This is a genomic window from Nocardioides flavus (ex Wang et al. 2016) (assembly GCF_014653115.1).
Taxonomy (GTDB): domain Bacteria; phylum Actinomycetota; class Actinomycetes; order Propionibacteriales; family Nocardioidaceae; genus Nocardioides; species Nocardioides flavus.
This window is the reverse complement of record NZ_BNAD01000012.1, coordinates 22,984-42,126: the sequence shown is the minus strand read 5'-3', so window position 1 is coordinate 42,126 and position 19,143 is coordinate 22,984. Positions and strand designations below refer to the sequence as shown.

Sequence of the window (19,143 nt, the reverse complement as noted above, 5' to 3'; positions counted from 1 at the left end):
TGAGGGTAGCCACGGGTCCCGCGCAGGCGGCACGGGACGCGCCCGTAGGCTCACCCCCTGTGATCGATCTCCTCAAAGCCGTCGTCCTCGGAGTGATCCAGGGGCTGACCGAGTTCCTGCCGATCTCGAGCAGCGCGCACCTGCGGATCTTCCCCGAGCTCTTCGGCTGGGGAGACCCGGGAGCGGCGTTCACGGCCGTCATCCAGATCGGCACCGAGCTGGCCGTGCTGATCTACTTCCGCAAGGACATCTGGCGCATCGGGAGCGCGTGGGTGCGCTCGTTGTTCCAGCCGGAGTACCGCGGGACGCTCGATGCCCGGATGGGCTGGTTCATCATCGTCGGCTCGCTGCCGATCGTGGTGCTCGGCGTGCTCCTCAAGGACATCATCGAGAGCGACTTCCGCAACCTCTGGATCATCGGCACCACGCTCATCGTGATGGGCGTCGTGCTCGGCATCGCCGACCGGGTGGGCCGTACGGACCGCCCGCTCGGCAAGATCACGATGCGGGACGCCGTGCTGATGGGCGCGGCCCAGGCGCTCGCGCTGATCCCCGGCGTCTCCCGATCGGGGGCCACGATCTCGATGGGTCGCTTCCTCGGCTTCGATCGCGAGGCCGCGACCCGGTTCGCCTTCCTCCTCGCGATCCCGGCCGTCGTCGGCGCGGGGCTCTTCGAGCTCAGGGAGATCCCGCACGGTCACAACGACTTCGGCTGGGGTCCGACGATCACCGCGACAGTGGTCTCGTTCGTCGTCGGCTACGCCGCGATCGCCTGGCTGCTGCGCTACGTCAGCACCCGGTCCTACACGCCCTTCGTGGTCTATCGCATCCTGCTCGGCACCGGCACGCTCATCCTGCTGGGAGCCGGGGTGCTGACCGCCTGAACGTGTCGGCCAGCAGCACCACGGCCAGCAGCTGGCTGAGCGCGACGACGAGGACCAGCGCTGGGAGCGAGCGCTCGTAGAGCCACCCGGCGGTGACGCCGCCGACGATGGCGAACAGGCCCTGGACGCCGGCGAAGACGCCGTACGCCGTGGCGCGACGAGGTGCGTCGACGAGGTCGGCGACCACCGCCTTGACCGTGGAGTCCTGGACGCCCTGGGCGATGCCCCACGCGGCGACCCCGGCCAGGACCGCGACGAGTGCCGACCCGAGCGCCAGGGCGGGCACGAGTGCGACCAGGACGGGGACGGCGAGCAGCACGCGAGCCCCGGAGCGGTCGTACACCGTGCCCACCACGAGGGCGGCCACCGCCTCGACGGCCATCGCGGCGGCGTACACGACCGGGACGGCCGCCACCGGCAGCAGCCCGTCGACGGTCAGGTGGTAGCCGATGATGCCGAAGGTCACCAGCCCACCGGTGGTCAGCGAGGCGGCCACGGCGTAGCGGAAGAAGTCGCGGGGGAGCCCGGCTCCGACCACGTCCGCCCACCAGCCGCGCCGCTCGTCGGTCGCGCGCGCGGGACCGGACGGCGGCGTCGACCCGTCGTACACGCCCGGGTCGGGCACGCGGCGACGCAGGGTCACCAGCAGGAGCATCGCCACCGCGCCGGGCACGGCGAGGACGGCCATGCCCGTCCAGACCGAGGCGGCCGCGACCACGCCGGCCACCAGCAACGGCCCCGCCAGCGCCCCGACCTGGTCGAGGGCCTTGTGCACCCCGAAGCCGCGCCCGCGCCCCACGGCGGACGTGACGTGTGCCAGCAGCGCGGACTTCGACGGCGAGCGGATCGCCTTGCCCAGCCGCTCCAGGAGGATCAGCGTGGCGGCGAACGCGATCCCGGCCGCCCCGAGGCGCGGCGCCAGGGCGAGGAGCGGGACACACACCGCGGTGAGGCCGTAGCCGAGGATCGTCAGCGACCAGTAGCGCCCGGTGCGGTCGGCGATCGGGCCGAACGCGAGCCGCAGCACCAGCGCGACGGCCTCGCCGGCGCCGGTGACGAGGCCCACCACCACCGCGGACGCGCCGAGCGTGGCCAGCAGCGGCCCGTAGACCGACCGGGCACCCTCGTAGACCATGTCGGCGGCGAGGCTGACGAACCCGAACCACCACACGACCCGCCAGGCCGACGGAACCGGTCGCGTCACAGCCACCCGGACTTCTTGAACCAGGCGAACAGCCCGGTCGCCACCCCGACCATCAGCACCAGCGCGAAGGGGTAGCCGTAGACCCAGCCCAGCTCGGGCATGTGCTCGAAGTTCATGCCGTAGATCCCGGCGATGAGGGTCGGCACCACCACCAGCGCCGCGCCGGCGGAGATCTTGCGCATGTCCTCGTTCTGCTGCACCGAGATCCGGGCGAGGTGCGCGTCGAACGCAGTCGACAGCAGGACGTCGAGGTTGTCGACCAGCTCGGAGACCCGCTGCAGGTGGTCGGAGACGTCGCGGAAGTAGGTCGCGGTCTCGGAGGTGACGTGCCCCTCCACGCCGGTCGTGTCGAACCCCTCCATCGCGAGCTTGCGCATCGGCTCGCGCAGCGGCATCACGGCCCGGCGGAACTCCGCGATCTCCCGCTTGAGGACGTAGATGCGGTTCGCGTCGTCGGTGCGGGCGGGAGAGAAGACCGACTCCTCCACCTCGTCGACGTCCTCCTCCAGCGCGGCGCCGACCCGCTCGTACTCGTCGACGACGCGGTCGCAGATGGCGTACATGACCCCCATCGGGCCGTGCTCGAGCACCTGGGCCCGCTCCTCGAGGTCGCGTCGGGAGTCGGCGAGGTCGATGCCCTCGCCGTGGCGGACGGTGACGACGAAGTCGGCGCCGACGAACATGTTGATCTCGCCGGTCTCGACCGCGTCCTCCTCGTCGACGTACCAGAGCGTCTTGAGCACCAGGAAGAGCGTGTCGCCGTAGTGCTCGAGCTTCGGGCGCTGGTGGGAGTCGCCCGCGTCCTCCACCGCCAACGGGTGCAGGCCGAAGGTGTCGGCGATGAGCTGGAGCTCGTCGGGGCTGGGCTCGTGGATGCCGATCCACTGGAAGTCGCCTGGGTCGCACGGCACCCGCGCCGACCCCAGGCTCTGGTCGGCGCCCTCGCCCACAGGCACGCGCCTGCCGTGGTGATACAGCGCGTTGTCGACGATCACAGTGCTGAGGCTAGCCCCGGCACCGGTTCCGCGCGCCCCACTAGGGTCGGGACATGCCCACCGTCATCCTCGTCCGCCACGGCCGTTCCACCGCGAACGCCACCGGCGTCCTCGCCGGACGGCTGCCCGGCGTGCACCTCGACGACACCGGCGTCCAGCAGGCGACCGCCGTCGGCGAGCGGCTCGCGGGCGTACGCCTCGCCGCGGCGGTCACCAGCCCGTTGGAGCGGTGCCGGGAGACGGCACGCGAGATCACCTCGCGCCAGGCCCCCGGCCTGCGGGCCGGCACCGACCGGCAGCTCTCCGAGTGCGACTACGGGGAGTGGCAGGGCAGGGCGCTCAAGGACCTCGCCCGCGAGAAGCTCTGGAAGACCGTCCAGGCCCAACCGTCGGCGGCCACGTTCCCGGGCGGGGAGTCGATGCGGGCGATGCAGGACCGCGCCGTGGCCGCCGTCCGCCGGCACGACGCGCGCGTCGCCGCCGAGCACGGCGAGGACGCGGTGTGGCTCGCGGTGAGCCACGGCGACGTCATCAAGTCGATCCTGGCCGACGCGCTCGGCACCCACCTCGACCTCTTCCAGCGCATCCACGTCGACCCCGCCTCGGTCTCGATCGTGCGCTACACCGAGTCGCGGCCGTTCGTGATCGGCACCAACACCCACGCCGGCGACCTGGCGTGGCTCACCCCGCCGCGCAGGAAGGCGCGCGGACGCCGTACGGACGCCGAGGTCGGAGGAGGCGCCGGCCCGCAGACAGGCACGCCCTAGGGTGAGTGACATGCCAGTCGTGCACCGTTTCGACCCGCCCGAGCGCTTCGTCGCGGGCACCGTCGGCGAGCCCGGTCACCGTACGTTCTTCCTCCAGGCGCGCGAGGGGACCCGGCTGGTCAGCGTCTCGCTCGAGAAGCAGCAGGTGCAGGCGCTCGCCGAGCGGATCGACGAGCTGCTCGACGAGCTGATGCGCGCGGCGGGCGACGACGTCCTGATCCCGGCCATCGCACCGCGCGACCTCGTCGACAGCCAGCCGCTCGAGCAGCCCATCGAGGAGGAGTTCCGCGCCGGCACCATGACCCTGTCGTGGGACGGCACCGACGAGCGCGTGGTGATCGAGGTGTTCCCGTTCACCGAGGCGGCCGTGGTCTCGCCCGAGCAGCTCCAGGAGGACCTCGAGGACCTGCTGGAGCCGGAGCCCGACGAGATCTTCCTCGTCCGGCTCACCGCCGCAGCCGCGCGGTCGTTCGTGGAGCGGTCCCTGTCCGTGATCGGGGCGGGACGGCCCGACTGCCCGTTCTGCGGCGAGCCGGTCGACCCCGACGGCCACCTGTGCGTCCGCGCCAACGGCTTCCGTCGTCGTGACCCCTGACCCAGCCACCCAGCGCCCCGCGGGGTTCCCGACCGGTGAGCTCACCCTGCACGGGCGGGTGCTGCCCGCCTCCAACGCGACGTTCGTCGGTGAGATCGACGGCGTACGAGTGGTCTACAAGCCGATCGCGGGGGAGCGGCCCCTGTGGGACTTCCCCGACGGGACCCTCGCCGCGCGCGAGGTCGGGGCGTACGCCGTCTCGGAGGCGCTCGGCTGGGACATCGTGCCGCCGACGGTGCTCGGCGACGGGCCCCACGGCCCCGGGATGGTCCAGCTCTGGCGCGACGAGGTCGAGGACGTCGCCCCGGTCGACATCGTCGCGGAGGACGCGGTGCCCGAGGGCTACCGCCACGTCTTCGACGGGCTCGACGCCCACGACCAGCCGGTCTCGCTCGTCCACGAGGACAGCGCGGCGCTGCGTCGGATGGCGCTGTTCGACGTCGTGGTCAACAACGCCGACCGCAAGGGCGGCCACGTGCTCCCGATGCCCGACGGGCACCGGCACGGGGTGGACCACGGACTGACCTTCCACGTCGAGCACAAGCTGCGCACCGTGCTGTGGGGATTCGTCGGCGAGCCCGTCTCGCCCGAGGAGGTCGACGGCCTGCACCGTCTCGCCTCGGCGCTCGACGGCGACCTCGGGACGAGGCTGGCCACCCTGTTGAGGCACGAGGAGCTCGCTACCACCCAGCGCCGCCTCGCCCGCCTCCTGGCGACCGGCACGTTCCCCGCGCCCGCCACCTCGGCGTACCCGGTCATCCCGTGGCCGCCGTTCTGAGATCAGGGCGTGCGACGTGACCATGAAGCCTTCCCGACCGGCCGATAGGCTGCCCGCCATGCGCGCCTGGTCGTCCCCCGACGTTCCCCCACTGCCCGTCACGGGCCCCGTCGTGCGGGTGCACGACACCGCGAGCAACGCCCTCGTCGAGACCCGGCCCGAGGGACCCGCGCGGCTCTACGTCTGCGGCATCACGCCCTACGACGCCACCCACATGGGGCACGCCGCGACGTACGTCGGGTTCGACCTCCTGCACCGCGCCTGGCGCAACGCCGGCCATCAGGTGACGTACGTCCAGAACGTCACCGACGTCGACGACCCGCTGCTCGAGCGCGCCGAGAAGGTCAAGGTCGACTGGGTCGAGCTGGCCGAGCGCGAGACGCAGCTGTTCCGCGACGACATGGAGGCGCTGCGGGTCCTGCCGCCCGCGCACTACGTCGGCGCCGTGGAGTCGATCCCGCAGGTGATCGAGCTGATCCAGCGGCTGGACGCCGCCGGCGCGGTCTACCGCGTGGACGACGACCTCTACTTCTCGGTCACCGCTGACGCCGCCTTCGGCACGGTGTCGGGCCTCGACCGGGCCGCGATGCTCGAGATCTTCCCCGAGCGCGGCGGTGACCCCGACCGCGAGGGCAAGAAGGACCCGCTCGACTGCCTCCTGTGGCGCGCCGAGCGACCCGGCGAACCGGCCTGGGACAGCCCGTGGGGCCCGGGGCGACCCGGGTGGCACGTCGAGTGCTCCGCGATCGCCCTCGACCACCTCGGCACCGCGTTCGACGTGCAGGGCGGGGGCAGCGACCTGGTCTTCCCGCACCACGAGATGTCGGCGGGTGAGGCGCAGGTCGCCCACCCCGGCACGCGCTTCGCGCAGGCCTACGCCCACGCCGGGATGGTCGCCTACGACGGCGAGAAGATGTCGAAGTCCAAGGGCAACCTGGTCTTCGTGTCCGCGCTGCGGCTGAGCGAGGTCGACCCCATGGCCATCCGCCTCGTCCTGCTGCGCCACCACTACCGCAGCGACTGGGAGTGGACCGACGACCAGCTCTGGGACGCCGTCGACACCCTGGCCGGCTGGCGCCGCGCGCTCGCGTTGGGCGCCGGAGCCGACTCCGCCGCCCTGGTCGACACGGTGCTGGCAGCCCTCGCCGACGACCTCGACGCGCCCACCGCCGTGGCGGCCGTGCAGGAGTGGGTCGACGCCACGCTCGGGACCACCGGCCTCGCCGACACCTCGGACCGCGAGGCGGCGGCGACGGTGCACCGTCTGCTCGACGCGGCGCTCGGCCTGTCGCTCTGACGTACGCCCGGGCTGGCGGTGCGTGAGACATGTTCCGGCGTCCCGGAACCTGCGTCACTCACCGCCCGGCGGCGTACGCCCGCGGTGGCGGTGCGTGAGGCACGTTCGGGCGCCTCGGAACCTGCGCCACTCACCGCCCAGCGCCAGAGCCGGGCGGCTCAGTCCGTGTCGCGCCGCTTGAGGTAGCGCTCGAACTCCCGCGCGATCGCCTCGCCGCTTGCCTCCGGGAGGTCCGCGGTGTCCCGGGTCTCCTCCAGTGCCCGGACGTAGTCGGCGACGTCCTCGTCCTCCGCCGCGAGCTCGTCCACACCGCGCTCCCATGCCTTGGCGTCCTCGGCGAGCTCACCGAGGGGCATCGGCGCCTGGAGCAGCTCCTCGAGGTGTCCGAGCAGCGCGAGCGTGGCCTTCGGGCAGGGCGGCTGTGCGACGTAGTGGGGGACGGCCGCCCAGTAGGAGACCGCCGGGATGTCGAGCTGGATGCACGCGTCGTTGAAGACGCCGACGATGCCGGTCGGCCCCTCGTAGGTCGACTGCTCGAGGTCGAGCCGGTCGACGAGCTCGGGTTCGCTCGCCGTCCCGGTGACGGGGATGGGCCGGGTGTGCGGCGTGTCGGCGAGCAGCGCACCGAGCGTCACGACCAGCTCGGCACCGAGGTCGTCGCAGGCGGCGAGGAGCTCGGCGCAGAACTGGCGCCACTTCATGTTGGGCTCGATCCCGCGCACGAGGATGACGTCGCGGTCGAGCTCGGCCGGCCGGGCGACGGCGATGCGCGTGGTGGGCCATGTGAGCCGGCGGTGGCCGTGGTGGTCGGTGCCGATGACCGGGCGGTTGACCTGGAAGTCGTAGAACTCCTCGGGGTCGATCGCGCCGATCACCTCGGCCTTCCACTGCTCGATCAGGTGGTCGACCAGCCCGGAGGCGGCGTCGGCCGCGTCGTTCCATCCCTCGAAGGCGGCGATCACCACGGGGTGGACCAGGTCCTGCACGTCGTCGAACTCGATCACCAGCCCAGCCTAGGACGCCCGGCCCACTCCACCCCGGTGATTTCGTGACGCGTCGGCCCGGGTGCCACCATGTGAGAACCCGGTCCGCGATCCGGACGACGTTCCTAGGCTGGCAGTCCTGCCAGGCGAGAGGAGCCACGCAACCCGTGGAGCCGCAGCACCGACCCGATGCCACCCAAGCCCTCTCGGCGATCCTCGCCGAGCGGATCATGGTGCTCGACGGCGCCATGGGCACGGCGATCCAGCGGGACCGCCCCGACGAGTCGGGCTACCGCGGTGAGCGCTTCGCCGACCACCCGAGCGACCTGGTCGGCAACAACGACCTGCTGACCCTCACGCAGCCGCAGATCATCCGCGCCATCCACGAGGAGTACCTCGCCGCCGGCGCGGACATCATCGAGACCAACACGTTCAACGCCAACGCGGTCTCGCTCGCCGACTACGGCCTGGAGGACCTGGCCTACGAGCTCAACCTCGAGTCCGCCCGGCTCGCCCGCGAGGCCGCCGACGCGGTGGCGACGCCCGACCGCCCGCGCTGGGTGGCCGGCGCGCTCGGTCCCACCACCCGTACGGCGTCGATCTCGCCCGACGTCAACGACCCGGGCGCCCGCAACGTGAGCTACGACCAGCTCACCGACGCCTACCTGGTCGCCGCCCGCGGCCTGGTCGATGGCGGCGCCGACCTGCTGATGATCGAGACGATCTTCGACACGCTCAACGCCAAGGCGGCGATCTTCGCGGTCGAGACGCTCTTCGAGGAGCAGGGACGCCGCTGGCCGGTGATCATCTCCGGCACCATCACCGACGCGTCCGGTCGTACGCTCTCCGGCCAGGTGACCGAGGCCTTCTGGGCCTCCGTACGCCACGCGCGCCCGCTCGCGGTCGGCCTCAACTGCGCCCTCGGCGCCCGCGACATGCGCCCCTATGTCGCCGAGCTGGCGCGCCTCGCCGACTCGTTCGTCTCGGTCTACCCCAACGCCGGCCTGCCCAACGCGTTCGGCGAGTACGACGAGACGCCGGACCAGACTGCGGCGGTGCTCGAGGAGTTCGCCGAGGCCGGGTTCCTCAACCTCGTCGGCGGGTGCTGCGGCACCACCCCCGACCACATCGCCGCCATAGCCCGCGCGGTCGACGGCAAGCAGCGCCGCGAGCCGGTCCCGCACGAGCCGGTGATGCGGCTGTCCGGCCTCGAGCCCCTGACGATCACCGCCGACAGCCTCTTCGTCAACGTCGGGGAGCGCACCAACATCACCGGTTCGGCCCGCTTCCGCAAGCTGATCAAGGACGGCGACTACGACACCGCCCTGAGTGTCGCCGCGCAGCAGGTCGAGGCCGGCGCGCAGGTGATCGACGTCAACATGGACGAGGGCATGATCGACGGCGTCGGCGCGATGGACCGCTTCCTCAAGCTCATCGCGTCCGAGCCCGACATCAGCCGCGTGCCCGTGATGGTGGACTCGTCGAAGTGGGAGGTCATCGAGGCCGGGCTCAAGTGCGTCCAGGGCAAGCCGATCGTCAACTCCATCTCCATGAAGGAGGGCGAGGCCGCCTTCCGTGACCACGCGCGCCTGTGCCGCAAGTACGGCGCGGCCGTGGTCGTGATGGCCTTCGACGAGGACGGCCAGGCAGACAACCTCCAGCGCCGCAAGGCCATCTGCGAGCGGGCCTACCGCATCCTCGTCGACGAGGTCGGCTTCCCGCCCGAGGACATCATCTTCGACCCCAACGTGTTCGCGGTCGCCACGGGCATCGAGGAGCACGCCACCTACGGCGAGGACTTCATCGAGGCGACCCGCTGGATCAAGCAGAACCTGCCCGGCGCCAAGGTGAGCGGCGGCATCTCCAACGTCTCGTTCTCCTTCCGCGGCAACAACCCGGTCCGCGAGGCGATCCACGCGGTCTTCCTCTACCACGCGATCCGGGCCGGCCTCGACATGGGCATCGTCAACGCCGGTGCGCTGGTGGTCTACGACGAGGTCGACCCCGAGCTGCGCGAGCGCATCGAGGACGTCGTGCTCAACCGCCGCCCCGACGCCGCCGAGCGCCTGCTGGAGATCGCGGAGGCGCACAACCGCACCACCGAGGTCGACGAGGCCGCCGAGGACGAGTGGCGCTCGCTCCCCATCGGTGAGCGGATCACCCACGCCCTGGTCAAGGGCATCGACGCCCACGTCGAGGCCGACACGGAGATCCTCCGCCAGGAGATCGCTGCGCGCGGCGGTCGCCCGATCGAGGTCATCGAGGGTCCGCTGATGGACGGGATGAACGTCGTCGGCGACCTGTTCGGCGCCGGGAAGATGTTCCTCCCGCAGGTCGTCAAGAGCGCTCGTGTGATGAAGAAGGCGGTCGCCTACCTCATCCCGTTCATCGAGCAGGAGAAGCTCGACAATCCCGAGCTCGCGACAGCCAAGGACACCAACGGCACGATCGTCATGGCGACGGTCAAGGGCGACGTCCACGACATCGGCAAGAACATCGTCGGCGTGGTCCTGCAGTGCAACAACTACGAGGTCGTCGACCTCGGCGTCATGGTCCCGGCGCAGAAGATCCTCGACACGGCCGTCGAGGTGGGCGCCGACATCATCGGCCTGTCCGGGCTCATCACGCCCTCGCTCGACGAGATGGTGAACTTCGCGACCGAGATGCAGCGCCAGGGCCTGACGATCCCGCTGCTCATCGGCGGGGCGACGACGTCGCGCGCACACACCGCCGTGAAGGTGGACCCGAAGTACGACGGCCCCGTGGTCTGGGTCAAGGACGCCTCCCGTTCGGTGCCCACCGCCGCGGCGCTGCTCCACGAGACCGGCCGCGAGAAGCTGCTGGCCGACGTCAAGGCCGACTTCGACTCGCTGCGCACCCGTCACTCTGCCAAGAACGACCGGCCGATGGTCACCCTCGAGCACGCGCGTGCCAACGCCACGCCGATCGACTGGACCGACCACGAGCCCCCGCAGCCGCGGCTGCTCCAGGAGGGGACCGAGCGCGTACGGGTGCTGCGCGACCACGACCTGTCGGTGCTGCGCGGCTACATCGACTGGCAGCCCTTCTTCAACGCCTGGGAGATGAAGGGCGCCTTCCCCGACATCCTCAACAACCCGAGCTCGGGACCGGCCGCGCGCAAGCTCTACGACGACGCGCAGGAGATGCTCGACCGGATGATCGAGGAGAAGTGGATCCGCGCGCACGGCGTGGTGGGCTTCTTCCCGGCCAATCGCGTCGGCGACGACGTCGAGCTGTACGTCGACGACGACCGCGGCGAGGTGCACGCGACGCTGCACCACCTGCGCCAGCAGGGCCAGCACCGCGACGGCGTGCCCAACCGCTCCCTCGCCGACTTCGTCGCGCCGAAGGACAGTGGCCTGCCCGACCACGTGGGGGCCTTCGCGGTCACGGCCGGCGACGGGTTGTCGGAGCGTGTCGCGGCCTTCCGCGCGGAGCTCGACGACTACAACGCGATCCTGCTCGAGTCGCTCGGCGACCGCTTGGCCGAGGCGTTCGCCGAGCAGCTCCACGAGCACGTGCGCAAGGAGCTGTGGGGCTACGCACCCGACGAGCAGCTCGACAACGTCGGGCTGATCAAGGAGCAGTACGACGGCATCCGCCCGGCGCCCGGCTATCCCGCCTGCCCCGAGCACACCGAGAAGCAGACCCTGTGGGAGCTGCTCGACGTCGAGACCCACACCGGGATCAAGCTCACCGAGTCGATGGCGATGTGGCCGGGCGCCTCGGTGAGCGGCTTCTACTACTCCCACCCCCAGGCCCAGTACTTCGTGGTGGGCCGGCTCGCCCGCGACCAGGTGGCCGACTACGCCGATCGCAAGGGGTGGACCCTCGCCGAGGCCGAGCGTTGGCTCTCGCCCAACCTCGGCTACGACCCGGAGGACTGACCCGGGAGGGTGACCGGCGGAGCCCGATAGGGTCCGTGCGTGACTCCTACGGTGACGCAGCCCGCCCCTCCGACCGCAGTCCTCTGGGACATGGACGGCACGCTCGTCGACACCGAGCCCTACTGGATCGACACCGAGTTCGCGCTCGCCGAGAAGTACGGCGGCACGTGGTCGCAGGAGCACGCGATGAACCTCGTCGGCAACGCCCTGCTCGACTCGGGGGAGTACATCCGCGAGCACATGGGCATCGACCGGACGCCGCAGCAGATCGTCGACGAGCTGCTCGACGGCGTGGTGGCACGGGTGGAGGCCGAGGTCCCGTGGCGCCCCGGTGCCCGGGAGCTCCTGGCGGACCTGCGCGAGCACGCCGTGCCGTGCGCCCTGGTGACGATGTCCTGGCAGCGATTCGTCGACCCGATCCTGGCGCAGCTGCCCGACGACACCTTCGCCAGCGTGGTGACCGGCGACCGGGTGGAGCTCGGCAAGCCGCACCCCGAGCCCTACCTCAAGGCTGCGGCCGAGCTCGGTGTCGACCCGGTCGACTGCGTGGCGATCGAGGACTCCAACACCGGCGCGAGATCGGCCGTCGCGGCGGGCTGCACGGTCGTGTGCGTCCCCAACCACGTGCCGATCCTGGAGGGGGAGCGGCGGGTCTTCGCCCCGTCGCTCGAGGGCCTCGGCGTGCCGGGGCTGACCGCGTTGCTGGACGAGCACGCCGCTCGGGAGCGACGTCCACACGTGATCTGACCGTGACCGTGTTGGTGTGGCCCGGGTCACGTCGGCCGGTCTAGGGTGCTGGACACACCTGATCGATTACCGGACGGAAGGAATCCCGGGATGTCCATGAGACGCACCGTGGCCACGTGGACCACGGCTGTCCTGGCAGCTGCCACCCTGGCGAGCTGCGCCGAGAGCGAGCGCGACGACAGCGGCAGCGGTGGCGGCGGTGACGACGGCACCTTCGTCTTCGGTGCAGCCGGCGCGCCCGAGATGTTCGACCCCTTCTACGCCACCGACGGCGAGACGTTCCGCGTCACCCGCCAGATGTTCGAGGGCCTGCTCGGCGTCGAGCCCGGCAGCGCCGAGGTCGTCCCCGAGCTCGCGACCGAGTGGACGCCCAACGAGGACGGCACCGAGTGGACCTTCACGCTCCGCGACGACGTCACGTTCCACGACGGTGAGCCGTTCAACGCGGAGGCCGTCTGCTACAACTTCGAGCGGATGTTCGACCAGAACGACGCCGGTCAGGTCGCCGGCGAGTACTGGGGCTACGTGATGGGCGCGTTCTCCAACGACGCCGAGAGCTCGCTCTACCAGGGTTGCGAGGCCACGGACGAGTTCGAGGCGGTCATCTCCATCAGCGGACCCACCTCGGGCTTCCCGACGATGCTGACCCTCGAGTCGCTGTCGATGCAGTCGCCGAAGGCGCTCGAGGAGGGCGACGCCAACGGCATCGCCGCCGAGGGCGAGGGCTTCAGCTTCCCCGACTACGCCAACGCCCCCGTGGGGACCGGCCCGTTCTCGTTCGGTGAGTACGACGAGGCCAACGGCTCGATCACCCTGGAGCGCAACGACGACTACTGGGGCGAGACGGCCAAGGTGAGCGAGATCGTCTTCCGCGTGATCCCCGACGAGAGCACCCGTCGCCAGGAGCTCGAGGCGGGCAGCATCAACGGCTACGACCTGCCCAACCCGGTCGACTGGGCCGCGCTCGAGGAGGACGGCAACACCGTCGAGGTCCGCGACGCGTTCAACATCCTCTACCTCGGCCTCAATCCCGAGGCGAACCCGCAGCTGGAGGACCTCCGGGTCCGCAAGGCGATCTACCACGCCCTCAACCGGGAGCAGCTCGTTCAGACGCAGCTGCCGGAGGGTGCCGAGGTCGCCACGCAGTTCATGCCGTCGACGGTCAGCGGCTACAACACCAGCCTCGAGCCCTACGCCTACGACCCCGACGAGGCCAAGCGCCTGCTGGCGGAGGCCGGAGCCGAGGGCATGACGCTGAACTTCGCCTACCCGACCGAGGTCACCCGCCCCTACATGCCGGACCCGCAGAAGATCTACGAGGCCCTGCGCACCGACCTCGAGGCCGTCGGCATCAACGTCAAGGTGTCGACCGCTGCGTGGAACGGCGGCTACCTCGACAACGTGTCCGGCGAGCCGGGCAAGTACGACGCCTACATCCTGGGCTGGACCGGTGACTACGACTCGGCCTACAACTTCATCGGCACGTTCTTCGGCAACCTGAAGGACAACGACTTCGGCACCGACGTCATGCCGTGGGGCAAGCAGCTGGCCGACGACCTCAAGGCCGCCGACGCCATCGTCGACGAGGACGAGCGCGGCGCCGCCTTCGAGGAGATCAACCAGCAGATCATGGAGGAGTACCTCCCCGGCCTGCCGATCAGCCACTCGCCGCCCGCCCTCGTGGTCGGTCCCGGTGTCGAGGGTCTGATCCCCAGCCCGCTGACGGCCGAGGAGTTCGACACCGTCACCGTCAGCGGTGAGTGAGGCACGCACCGCCCCATGACACGCTGACACGCTGAGTGAGCCAGGGGGCCGTTCCGCCGGGACGGCCCCCTGGCCCGCTCGCGCCTGAGGAGACCCATGCTTCGTTTCGTCGTACGGCGCCTGCTGCAGATGGCGGGCGTGCTGCTGGTGCTGTCACTGCTCGTCTTCGTCTGGCTCCGCTCGCTCCCCGGCGGTCCGGTGTCGGCGTTGCTCGGTGAGCGGCAGACCGAGGAGCGCCGCGAGGCCCTGCAAGCAGCCCTCGGCCTCGACCAGCCCCTGCCGATCCAGTACGTGAGGTTCATGCAGAGGGCGTTCGAGGGCGACTTCGGCGTGTCCACGCAGGTGCTTCCCGGCGAGGACGCGCTCGACATCTTCCTGGCCCGGTTGCCGGCGACGATCGAGCTGTCGTTCTTCGCCCTCGTCATCGCCATCGCCCTCGGCATCCCGCTCGGCTACGTCGCCGCGCGGCGCAAGGGCACCCCGATGGACACCAGCCTCGTGATCAGCTCCCTCGTGGGCGTGGCCGTGCCGGTGTTCTTCACCGCGTTCCTGCTGAAGTACTTCTTCGCGGTCGAGTGGAACCTGCTGCCCGTCTCGGGGCGACAGAGCATCGGCCTCGACGCCACTCGGGTCACCGGGCTCTTCGTCCTGGACGGCATCCTCACGCGCGAGTGGGACGCCGCCTGGGACGCGCTCAAGCACCTCGTGCTGCCGTCACTCGCCCTGGCCACGATCCCGTTCGCGGTCGTCTTCCGCATCACCCGCGCCTCGGTGCTCGACGTGCTCGACGAGGACTACGTGCGCACCGCCGAGGCGAAGGGGCTCACGGCCAGGGTGATCCGGGCACGGCACGTCCTGCGCAACGCCATGCTCCCGGTCGTCACCACCATCGGCCTCCAGGTGGGCGCACTCCTGTCGGGCGCGGTCCTCACCGAGACCGTCTTCTCCTGGCGTGGTGTCGGCCAGGCACTCGCCGAAGGCTTCCTCCAGAAGGACTATCCCGTGCTGCAGGTCCTGATCATGGCGGCCGCCGCGATCTACGTCCTCGTCAACCTCCTCGTCGACATCACCTATGCCCTCATCGACCCCCGGATCCGGACGAGGTGATCCGCCATGACCTCTGAGAACCCCCCGCCCCAGCCCGGGCGCACGTCCTACGCCGATCGCCGCAAGCAGCGCCTGGACGCGTTGGCCGCCACCTCCGTCGACGACGAGGGGGGCGTCTCGCTGATCCTGAGCGCCTGGCGCCGGCTGCGACGCAACCCGGTGTTCCTCGTGGGCCTCGCCATCACGGTCACGTTCGTGGTGCTGGCGATCATCGCGCCGTGGCTGGCCCCGTACGACCCGGCGGCCCGACCGCTCCTCGACGACATCCGGCCGCAGTCCAACCCCGTGCCGGGGCCCGAGCCGGGCCACCCGCTCGGCGGCGACGACAAGGGTCGGGACCTGCTGTCCCGGCTGCTCGTGGGCAGCCAGCAGACCCTGATGGTGGGGGTGCTCGCCACGCTCTTCGGCCTCCTCGGCGGCGTCACCCTCGGCACCATCGCCGGGGCGTTCGCCGGCTGGACCGACTCGCTGGTGATGCGGATCGTCGACGTGATGCTGTCCATCCCGTCGCTCCTGCTCGCGTTCACCATCGCCGCGCTGGCGAGCAGCCCGAGCCAGTGGACGCTCATCATCGCGATCGCGACCGTGCAGGTGCCGATCTTCGCGCGGCTGCTGCGCGGGTCGATGCTCGGCCAGCGCGCGAGCGACCACGTCCTGGCGGCGCGGTCGCTGGGCGTCAAGCCGCACGCGATCGTGTTCCGCCACATGCTCCCCAACGCGCTCGGCCCGGTCATCGTCCAGGCCACGCTCGTGCTCGCAGTCGCGATCATCGACGCCGCGGCGCTGTCCTTCCTCGGGCTGGGCAACCCCGACGACCGGCGGCCCGAGTGGGGCCAGATGCTCGGGGCCGCCCAGCCCTACCTCGGGCAGGAGCCCCACCTCGCCTTCTACCCCGCCGCCTGCATCATCGTGGTGGCACTGGGGTTCACGCTGATGGGCGAGTCGCTGCGCGAGGCCCTCGACCCCAAGACCCGGAGGTGAGTGCGATGAGCACCCCAGCGATCCGTCCCGCCGCCCGTGCCGGCGAGCCGCTGCTCGCGGTGCGCGACCTGCGCGTGACCTTCGGACGTCGCGGCGAGGAGCTCTTCCGCGCGGTCGACGGCGTCAGCTTCGACGTACGTCCGGGCCAGACCGTGGGCCTCGTCGGGGAGTCCGGGTGCGGCAAGTCCGTCACCTCGCTCGCGATCATGGGCCTGTTGCCCACCCGCGGCAACACCGTCGAGGGCTCGGCCGTCTTCGACGGCGAGGACCTGCTGTCGCTGTCGCCCGCGCAGATGCGCGACCGCCGGGGCGCCGACATCGCGATGATCTTCCAGGACCCGCTCTCCTCGCTGAACCCGGTGGTCCCGATCGGCCGCCAGGTCACCGAGGTGATGGAGCGGCACCAGGGCCTGAGCCGCAAGGAGGCGATGCCCAAGGCCGCCGACCTGCTCGACCGCGTCGGCATCCCCGACCCGAAGGCGCGGCTGGCCAACTACCCCCACCAGCTCAGCGGGGGGATGCGCCAGCGTGCGCTCATCGCGATGGCGCTGGCGTGCAAGCCGCGACTCCTGATCGCCGACGAGCCGACCACCGCGCTCGACGTGACGATCCAGGCCCAGATCCTGGCCCTGCTCAAGGAGCTCGTGGTGGAGACCGGCACGGCGATGGTGATGATCACCCACGACCTCGGCGTGGTGGCGGGCCTGTGCGACGAGGTCAACGTGCTCTACGGGGGCAAGATCGTCGAGCGCGGCGACCGGCACACGCTCTTCGCGAGGCCGCGCCACCCGTACACCGTCGGCCTGCTCAACTCCATCCCGCGCCTCGACGCCCCCCGCGGGGAGCCGCTCTCGCCCATCCCGGGGTCCGTGGCCGACAACCTGCCCTGGGACTCCGCCTGCGCCTTCGCGCCGCGCTGTCCCAACGCCCTCGACGTGTGCGTGCAGCAGACGCCCGAGTGGGACGGCGACGACGTCGTCGGCCTGCGTTGCTTCAACCCGATGGGAGTGACCCGATGAGCGGCTCGACGGGGCTCGACGTGGCGCCCGGCGCACCGACCGCCGGAGCGGGGGAGGTGCTGGTGGAGGTGCGCGACCTCGAGGTCCACTTCCCGATCAAGAAGGGGATCGTCTTCGACCGCACCGTGGGACACGTACGCGCCGTGGACGGCGTCGACCTGACCATCCGTCGCGGAGAGACCTACGGCTTGGTCGGGGAGTCCGGCTGCGGCAAGTCCACCCTCGGCAAGGCGATCCTCAACCTCGAGCCGCCCACGGCCGGTTCGGTGGTCTTCGACGGCGTCGACATCGCCTCCCTCAAGGGGGAGGACCTGCGCCAGGCGCGCAAGCGCTTCCAGATGGTCTTCCAGGACCCCATGTCGAGCCTCGACCCCCGGCAGACGGTCGAGGCGCTGCTGCTCGAGGGGATGCGCGCCCACGGGCTCGACACCGACAAGGCCGCCACCCACGCCCGGCTGCGCGAGCTGATGTCGGCCGTCGGGCTTCCCCCCGCCGGGCTGAAGAAGTACCCCCACGAGTTCTCCGGCGGTCAGCGACAGCGCATCGGCATCGCCCGCGCGCTCTCGGTCGGACCCGACCTGATCGTCGCCGACGAGCCCGTGAGCGCCCTGGACGTCTCGATCCAGGCCCAGGTGATCAACCTCCTCCAGGACCTGCAGGACGAGCTCGGGCTCACCTACCTCGTCGTGGCGCACGACCTCGCGGTGGTGCGCCACATCAGCGACCGGATCGGCGTGATGTACCTCGGTGGCCTGGTGGAGGAGTCGGAGGCGGGCGAGCTCTACGCCGTGCCCCTGCACCCCTACACCCGGGCGCTCATGTCCGCCGTGCCCGTGCCGGACCCCCGCCTCGAGGACTCACGCGAGCAGATCTTGCTCACCGGCGACCTCCCCTCACCGGCCAACCCGCCGGCCGGCTGCCGGTTCCACACGCGCTGTCCGTGGCGCCAGGAGACGCGGTGCGACACCGAGCGACCGCAGCTGAGGATCGTCGACGTCGCCGGCGCGGGCGCCGGGCACCGGGTGGCCTGCCACTGGGCCGAGGAGATCGCTCGGGGGGACATCCAGCCGCACGAGGTCGACGCCGCGGCGGTGGAGCAGCCGTGGTCGGCCCCGCCCGACGACGGGTCCGCGTTCCTGGCCCCGGACGGACCGCCCGTGCCCTGAGCCGCGCCGTCAGTCCGCCGACTCGTCCACCGACGCGTCCACGACGGCGGCCACCGGCTCCGGCAGGGGCAGCAGGGTCCCACCCTTGGTGGGGCAGTGCTCGTGGAAGGAGCACCAGTCGCACAGCCGCGACGGGCTGGGTCGCCAGTCGCCGGTGGACTGGGCGAGCGTGATGGCGCGCCAGAGGGCCTCGACCTTGCGCTCGGTCGCGAGCAGGTCCTGCTCGTCGGGCTCGTAGCGGACGATCTCGCCGTTGCCGAGGTAGATCAGCTGGAGCACGGACGGCACGACCCCGCGCAGGCGCCAGACAACGAGGGCGTAGAACTTCATCTGGAACAGGGCCTTGGCCTCGAAGCCCTCGGCAGGGCTGCGGCCGCTCTTGTAGTCGCTGATGCGGATGCGCCCGTCGTCCGCGACCTCGACCCGGTCGACGAAGCCGCGCAGCAGCAGCCGCGACTCCAGCAGCGCCTCGACGTAGAGCTCGCGCTCGGCCGGCTCGAGCCGCCGGGGGTCCTCGAGGTCGAAGTAGCGCTCGAGCACCGTGCGGCACGTCGCCATCCAGGCGGCGAGGCCGGGCCCGTCGCTGCCGAACATCTCCGCCAGCGCGGGCTCGACCGCGAGGATCGCGTCCCACGCCGGTGCGAGCATGTCGGCGGCACGCTCGGGCGTACGGTCCGGGGCGGGCAGGTCGAACAGGTCCTCGAGCACCTTGTGCACGAGCGTGCCGCGCGCGGCGTCGGGGGAGGGAGCCTCGGGCAGCCGGTCGATCGTGCGGTAGCGGTAGAGCAGGGGACAGGCCATGAAGTCGCCGGCGCGGCTCGGCGACAGCGCCCCGAGCACGTCGACGCCGTCCACGGGCGTGGACACCCGCTCGGCGGGCGACTGTTGGGATGCTGGGGTCGACATGACGCGGTCACCCTAGGCGAGTCGACCGACACCGCCCCGCGG

Annotated in this window: 16 protein-coding genes; 12 read left to right on the top strand and 4 right to left on the bottom strand. The window is 71.2% G+C overall.

Annotation, left to right across the window (positions count from 1 at the left end; translation table 11 throughout):
* Window positions 1-59: 59 nt before the first annotated feature.
* Window positions 60-884: an undecaprenyl-diphosphate phosphatase gene (locus IE200_RS16450; protein WP_229856692.1), complete on the top strand. Its 825-nt coding sequence runs from the start codon at window positions 60-62 to the stop codon at window positions 882-884.
* Here IE200_RS16450 and IE200_RS16445 read toward each other — a convergent pair.
* Together IE200_RS16445 and corA are read right to left on the bottom strand one after the other, a co-directional pair.
* A complete protein-coding gene (locus tag IE200_RS16445) occupies window positions 850-2,094 on the bottom strand; it encodes an MFS transporter (RefSeq protein WP_229856684.1) in 1,245 nt (414 codons plus the stop codon). The genes IE200_RS16450 and IE200_RS16445 overlap by 35 nt on opposite strands.
* A complete protein-coding gene (gene corA / locus IE200_RS16440) occupies window positions 2,085-3,083 on the bottom strand; it encodes a magnesium/cobalt transporter CorA (RefSeq protein WP_191280564.1) in 999 nt (332 codons plus the stop codon). Before corA ends, IE200_RS16445 begins: the two co-directional genes overlap by 10 nt.
* Before the next feature lie 53 nt (window positions 3,084-3,136).
* Between corA and IE200_RS16435 the strand changes: the two genes are divergently transcribed.
* From IE200_RS16435 to mshC, 4 genes are read left to right on the top strand one after another with little or no spacing between them, the layout of a single operon-like run.
* The gene (locus IE200_RS16435; RefSeq protein ID WP_191280563.1) at window positions 3,137-3,850 is read left to right on the top strand and encodes a histidine phosphatase family protein; all 714 of its coding nucleotides are present in this window, start codon (window positions 3,137-3,139) and stop codon (window positions 3,848-3,850) included.
* 10 nt (window positions 3,851-3,860) lie between these two features.
* Complete coding sequence (locus IE200_RS16430) at window positions 3,861-4,445, top strand: DUF3090 domain-containing protein (RefSeq protein ID WP_191280562.1); 585 nt, start codon at window positions 3,861-3,863, stop codon at window positions 4,443-4,445.
* Window positions 4,435-5,223: an SCO1664 family protein gene (locus tag IE200_RS16425; protein WP_191280561.1), complete on the top strand. Its 789-nt coding sequence runs from the start codon at window positions 4,435-4,437 to the stop codon at window positions 5,221-5,223. The genes IE200_RS16430 and IE200_RS16425 overlap by 11 nt, the downstream gene beginning before the upstream one ends.
* A 58-nt stretch (window positions 5,224-5,281) precedes the next feature.
* Complete coding sequence (gene mshC / locus IE200_RS16420) at window positions 5,282-6,520, top strand: cysteine--1-D-myo-inosityl 2-amino-2-deoxy-alpha-D-glucopyranoside ligase (RefSeq protein ID WP_191280560.1); 1,239 nt, start codon at window positions 5,282-5,284, stop codon at window positions 6,518-6,520.
* 158 nt (window positions 6,521-6,678) lie between these two features.
* Here the strand turns inward: mshC and IE200_RS16415 are convergent, their stop codons facing one another.
* Window positions 6,679-7,524: a PAC2 family protein gene (locus IE200_RS16415; protein ID WP_191280559.1), complete on the bottom strand. Its 846-nt coding sequence runs from the start codon at window positions 7,522-7,524 to the stop codon at window positions 6,679-6,681.
* Window positions 7,525-7,733: 209 nt separating this feature from the next.
* Here IE200_RS16415 and metH point away from each other — a divergent pair, with 209 nt between their 5' ends.
* The 7 genes from metH (at window position 7,734) to IE200_RS16380 (ending at window position 18,195) form a co-directional block, all read left to right on the top strand.
* On the top strand, window positions 7,734-11,411 hold the full coding sequence (metH, locus tag IE200_RS16410) for a methionine synthase (RefSeq protein WP_191280632.1): 3,678 nt from the start codon (window positions 7,734-7,736) through the stop codon (window positions 11,409-11,411).
* 39 nt (window positions 11,412-11,450) lie between these two features.
* Window positions 11,451-12,158, top strand: coding sequence for an HAD family hydrolase (locus IE200_RS16405; protein WP_229856682.1), 708 nt, complete (start codon window positions 11,451-11,453; stop codon window positions 12,156-12,158).
* 96 nt (window positions 12,159-12,254) lie between these two features.
* Window positions 12,255-13,922 (top strand): ABC transporter substrate-binding protein, encoded by a 1,668-nt coding sequence (locus IE200_RS16400; protein WP_229856680.1) that lies wholly within the window; start codon window positions 12,255-12,257, stop codon window positions 13,920-13,922.
* Window positions 13,923-14,018: 96 nt separating this feature from the next.
* Window positions 14,019-15,029: an ABC transporter permease gene (locus IE200_RS16395; RefSeq protein ID WP_191280557.1), complete on the top strand. Its 1,011-nt coding sequence runs from the start codon at window positions 14,019-14,021 to the stop codon at window positions 15,027-15,029.
* A gap of 6 nt (window positions 15,030-15,035) precedes the next feature.
* Window positions 15,036-16,010 (top strand): ABC transporter permease, encoded by a 975-nt coding sequence (locus tag IE200_RS16390; protein ID WP_191280556.1) that lies wholly within the window; start codon window positions 15,036-15,038, stop codon window positions 16,008-16,010.
* Window positions 16,011-16,015: 5 nt separating this feature from the next.
* A complete protein-coding gene (locus IE200_RS16385; RefSeq protein ID WP_191280555.1) occupies window positions 16,016-17,029 on the top strand; it encodes an ABC transporter ATP-binding protein in 1,014 nt (337 codons plus the stop codon).
* The gene (locus IE200_RS16380) at window positions 17,026-18,195 is read left to right on the top strand and encodes an ABC transporter ATP-binding protein (RefSeq protein ID WP_191280554.1); all 1,170 of its coding nucleotides are present in this window, start codon (window positions 17,026-17,028) and stop codon (window positions 18,193-18,195) included. Before IE200_RS16385 ends, IE200_RS16380 begins: the two co-directional genes overlap by 4 nt.
* 9 nt (window positions 18,196-18,204) lie before the next feature.
* Here IE200_RS16380 and IE200_RS16375 read toward each other — a convergent pair whose 3' ends face one another.
* Window positions 18,205-19,101 carry a RecB family exonuclease gene (locus IE200_RS16375; protein ID WP_191280553.1) on the bottom strand — a complete coding sequence of 299 codons (897 nt, stop codon included), beginning with the start codon at window positions 19,099-19,101 and terminating at the stop codon, window positions 18,205-18,207.
* Between the last annotated feature and the right edge of the window lie 42 nt (window positions 19,102-19,143).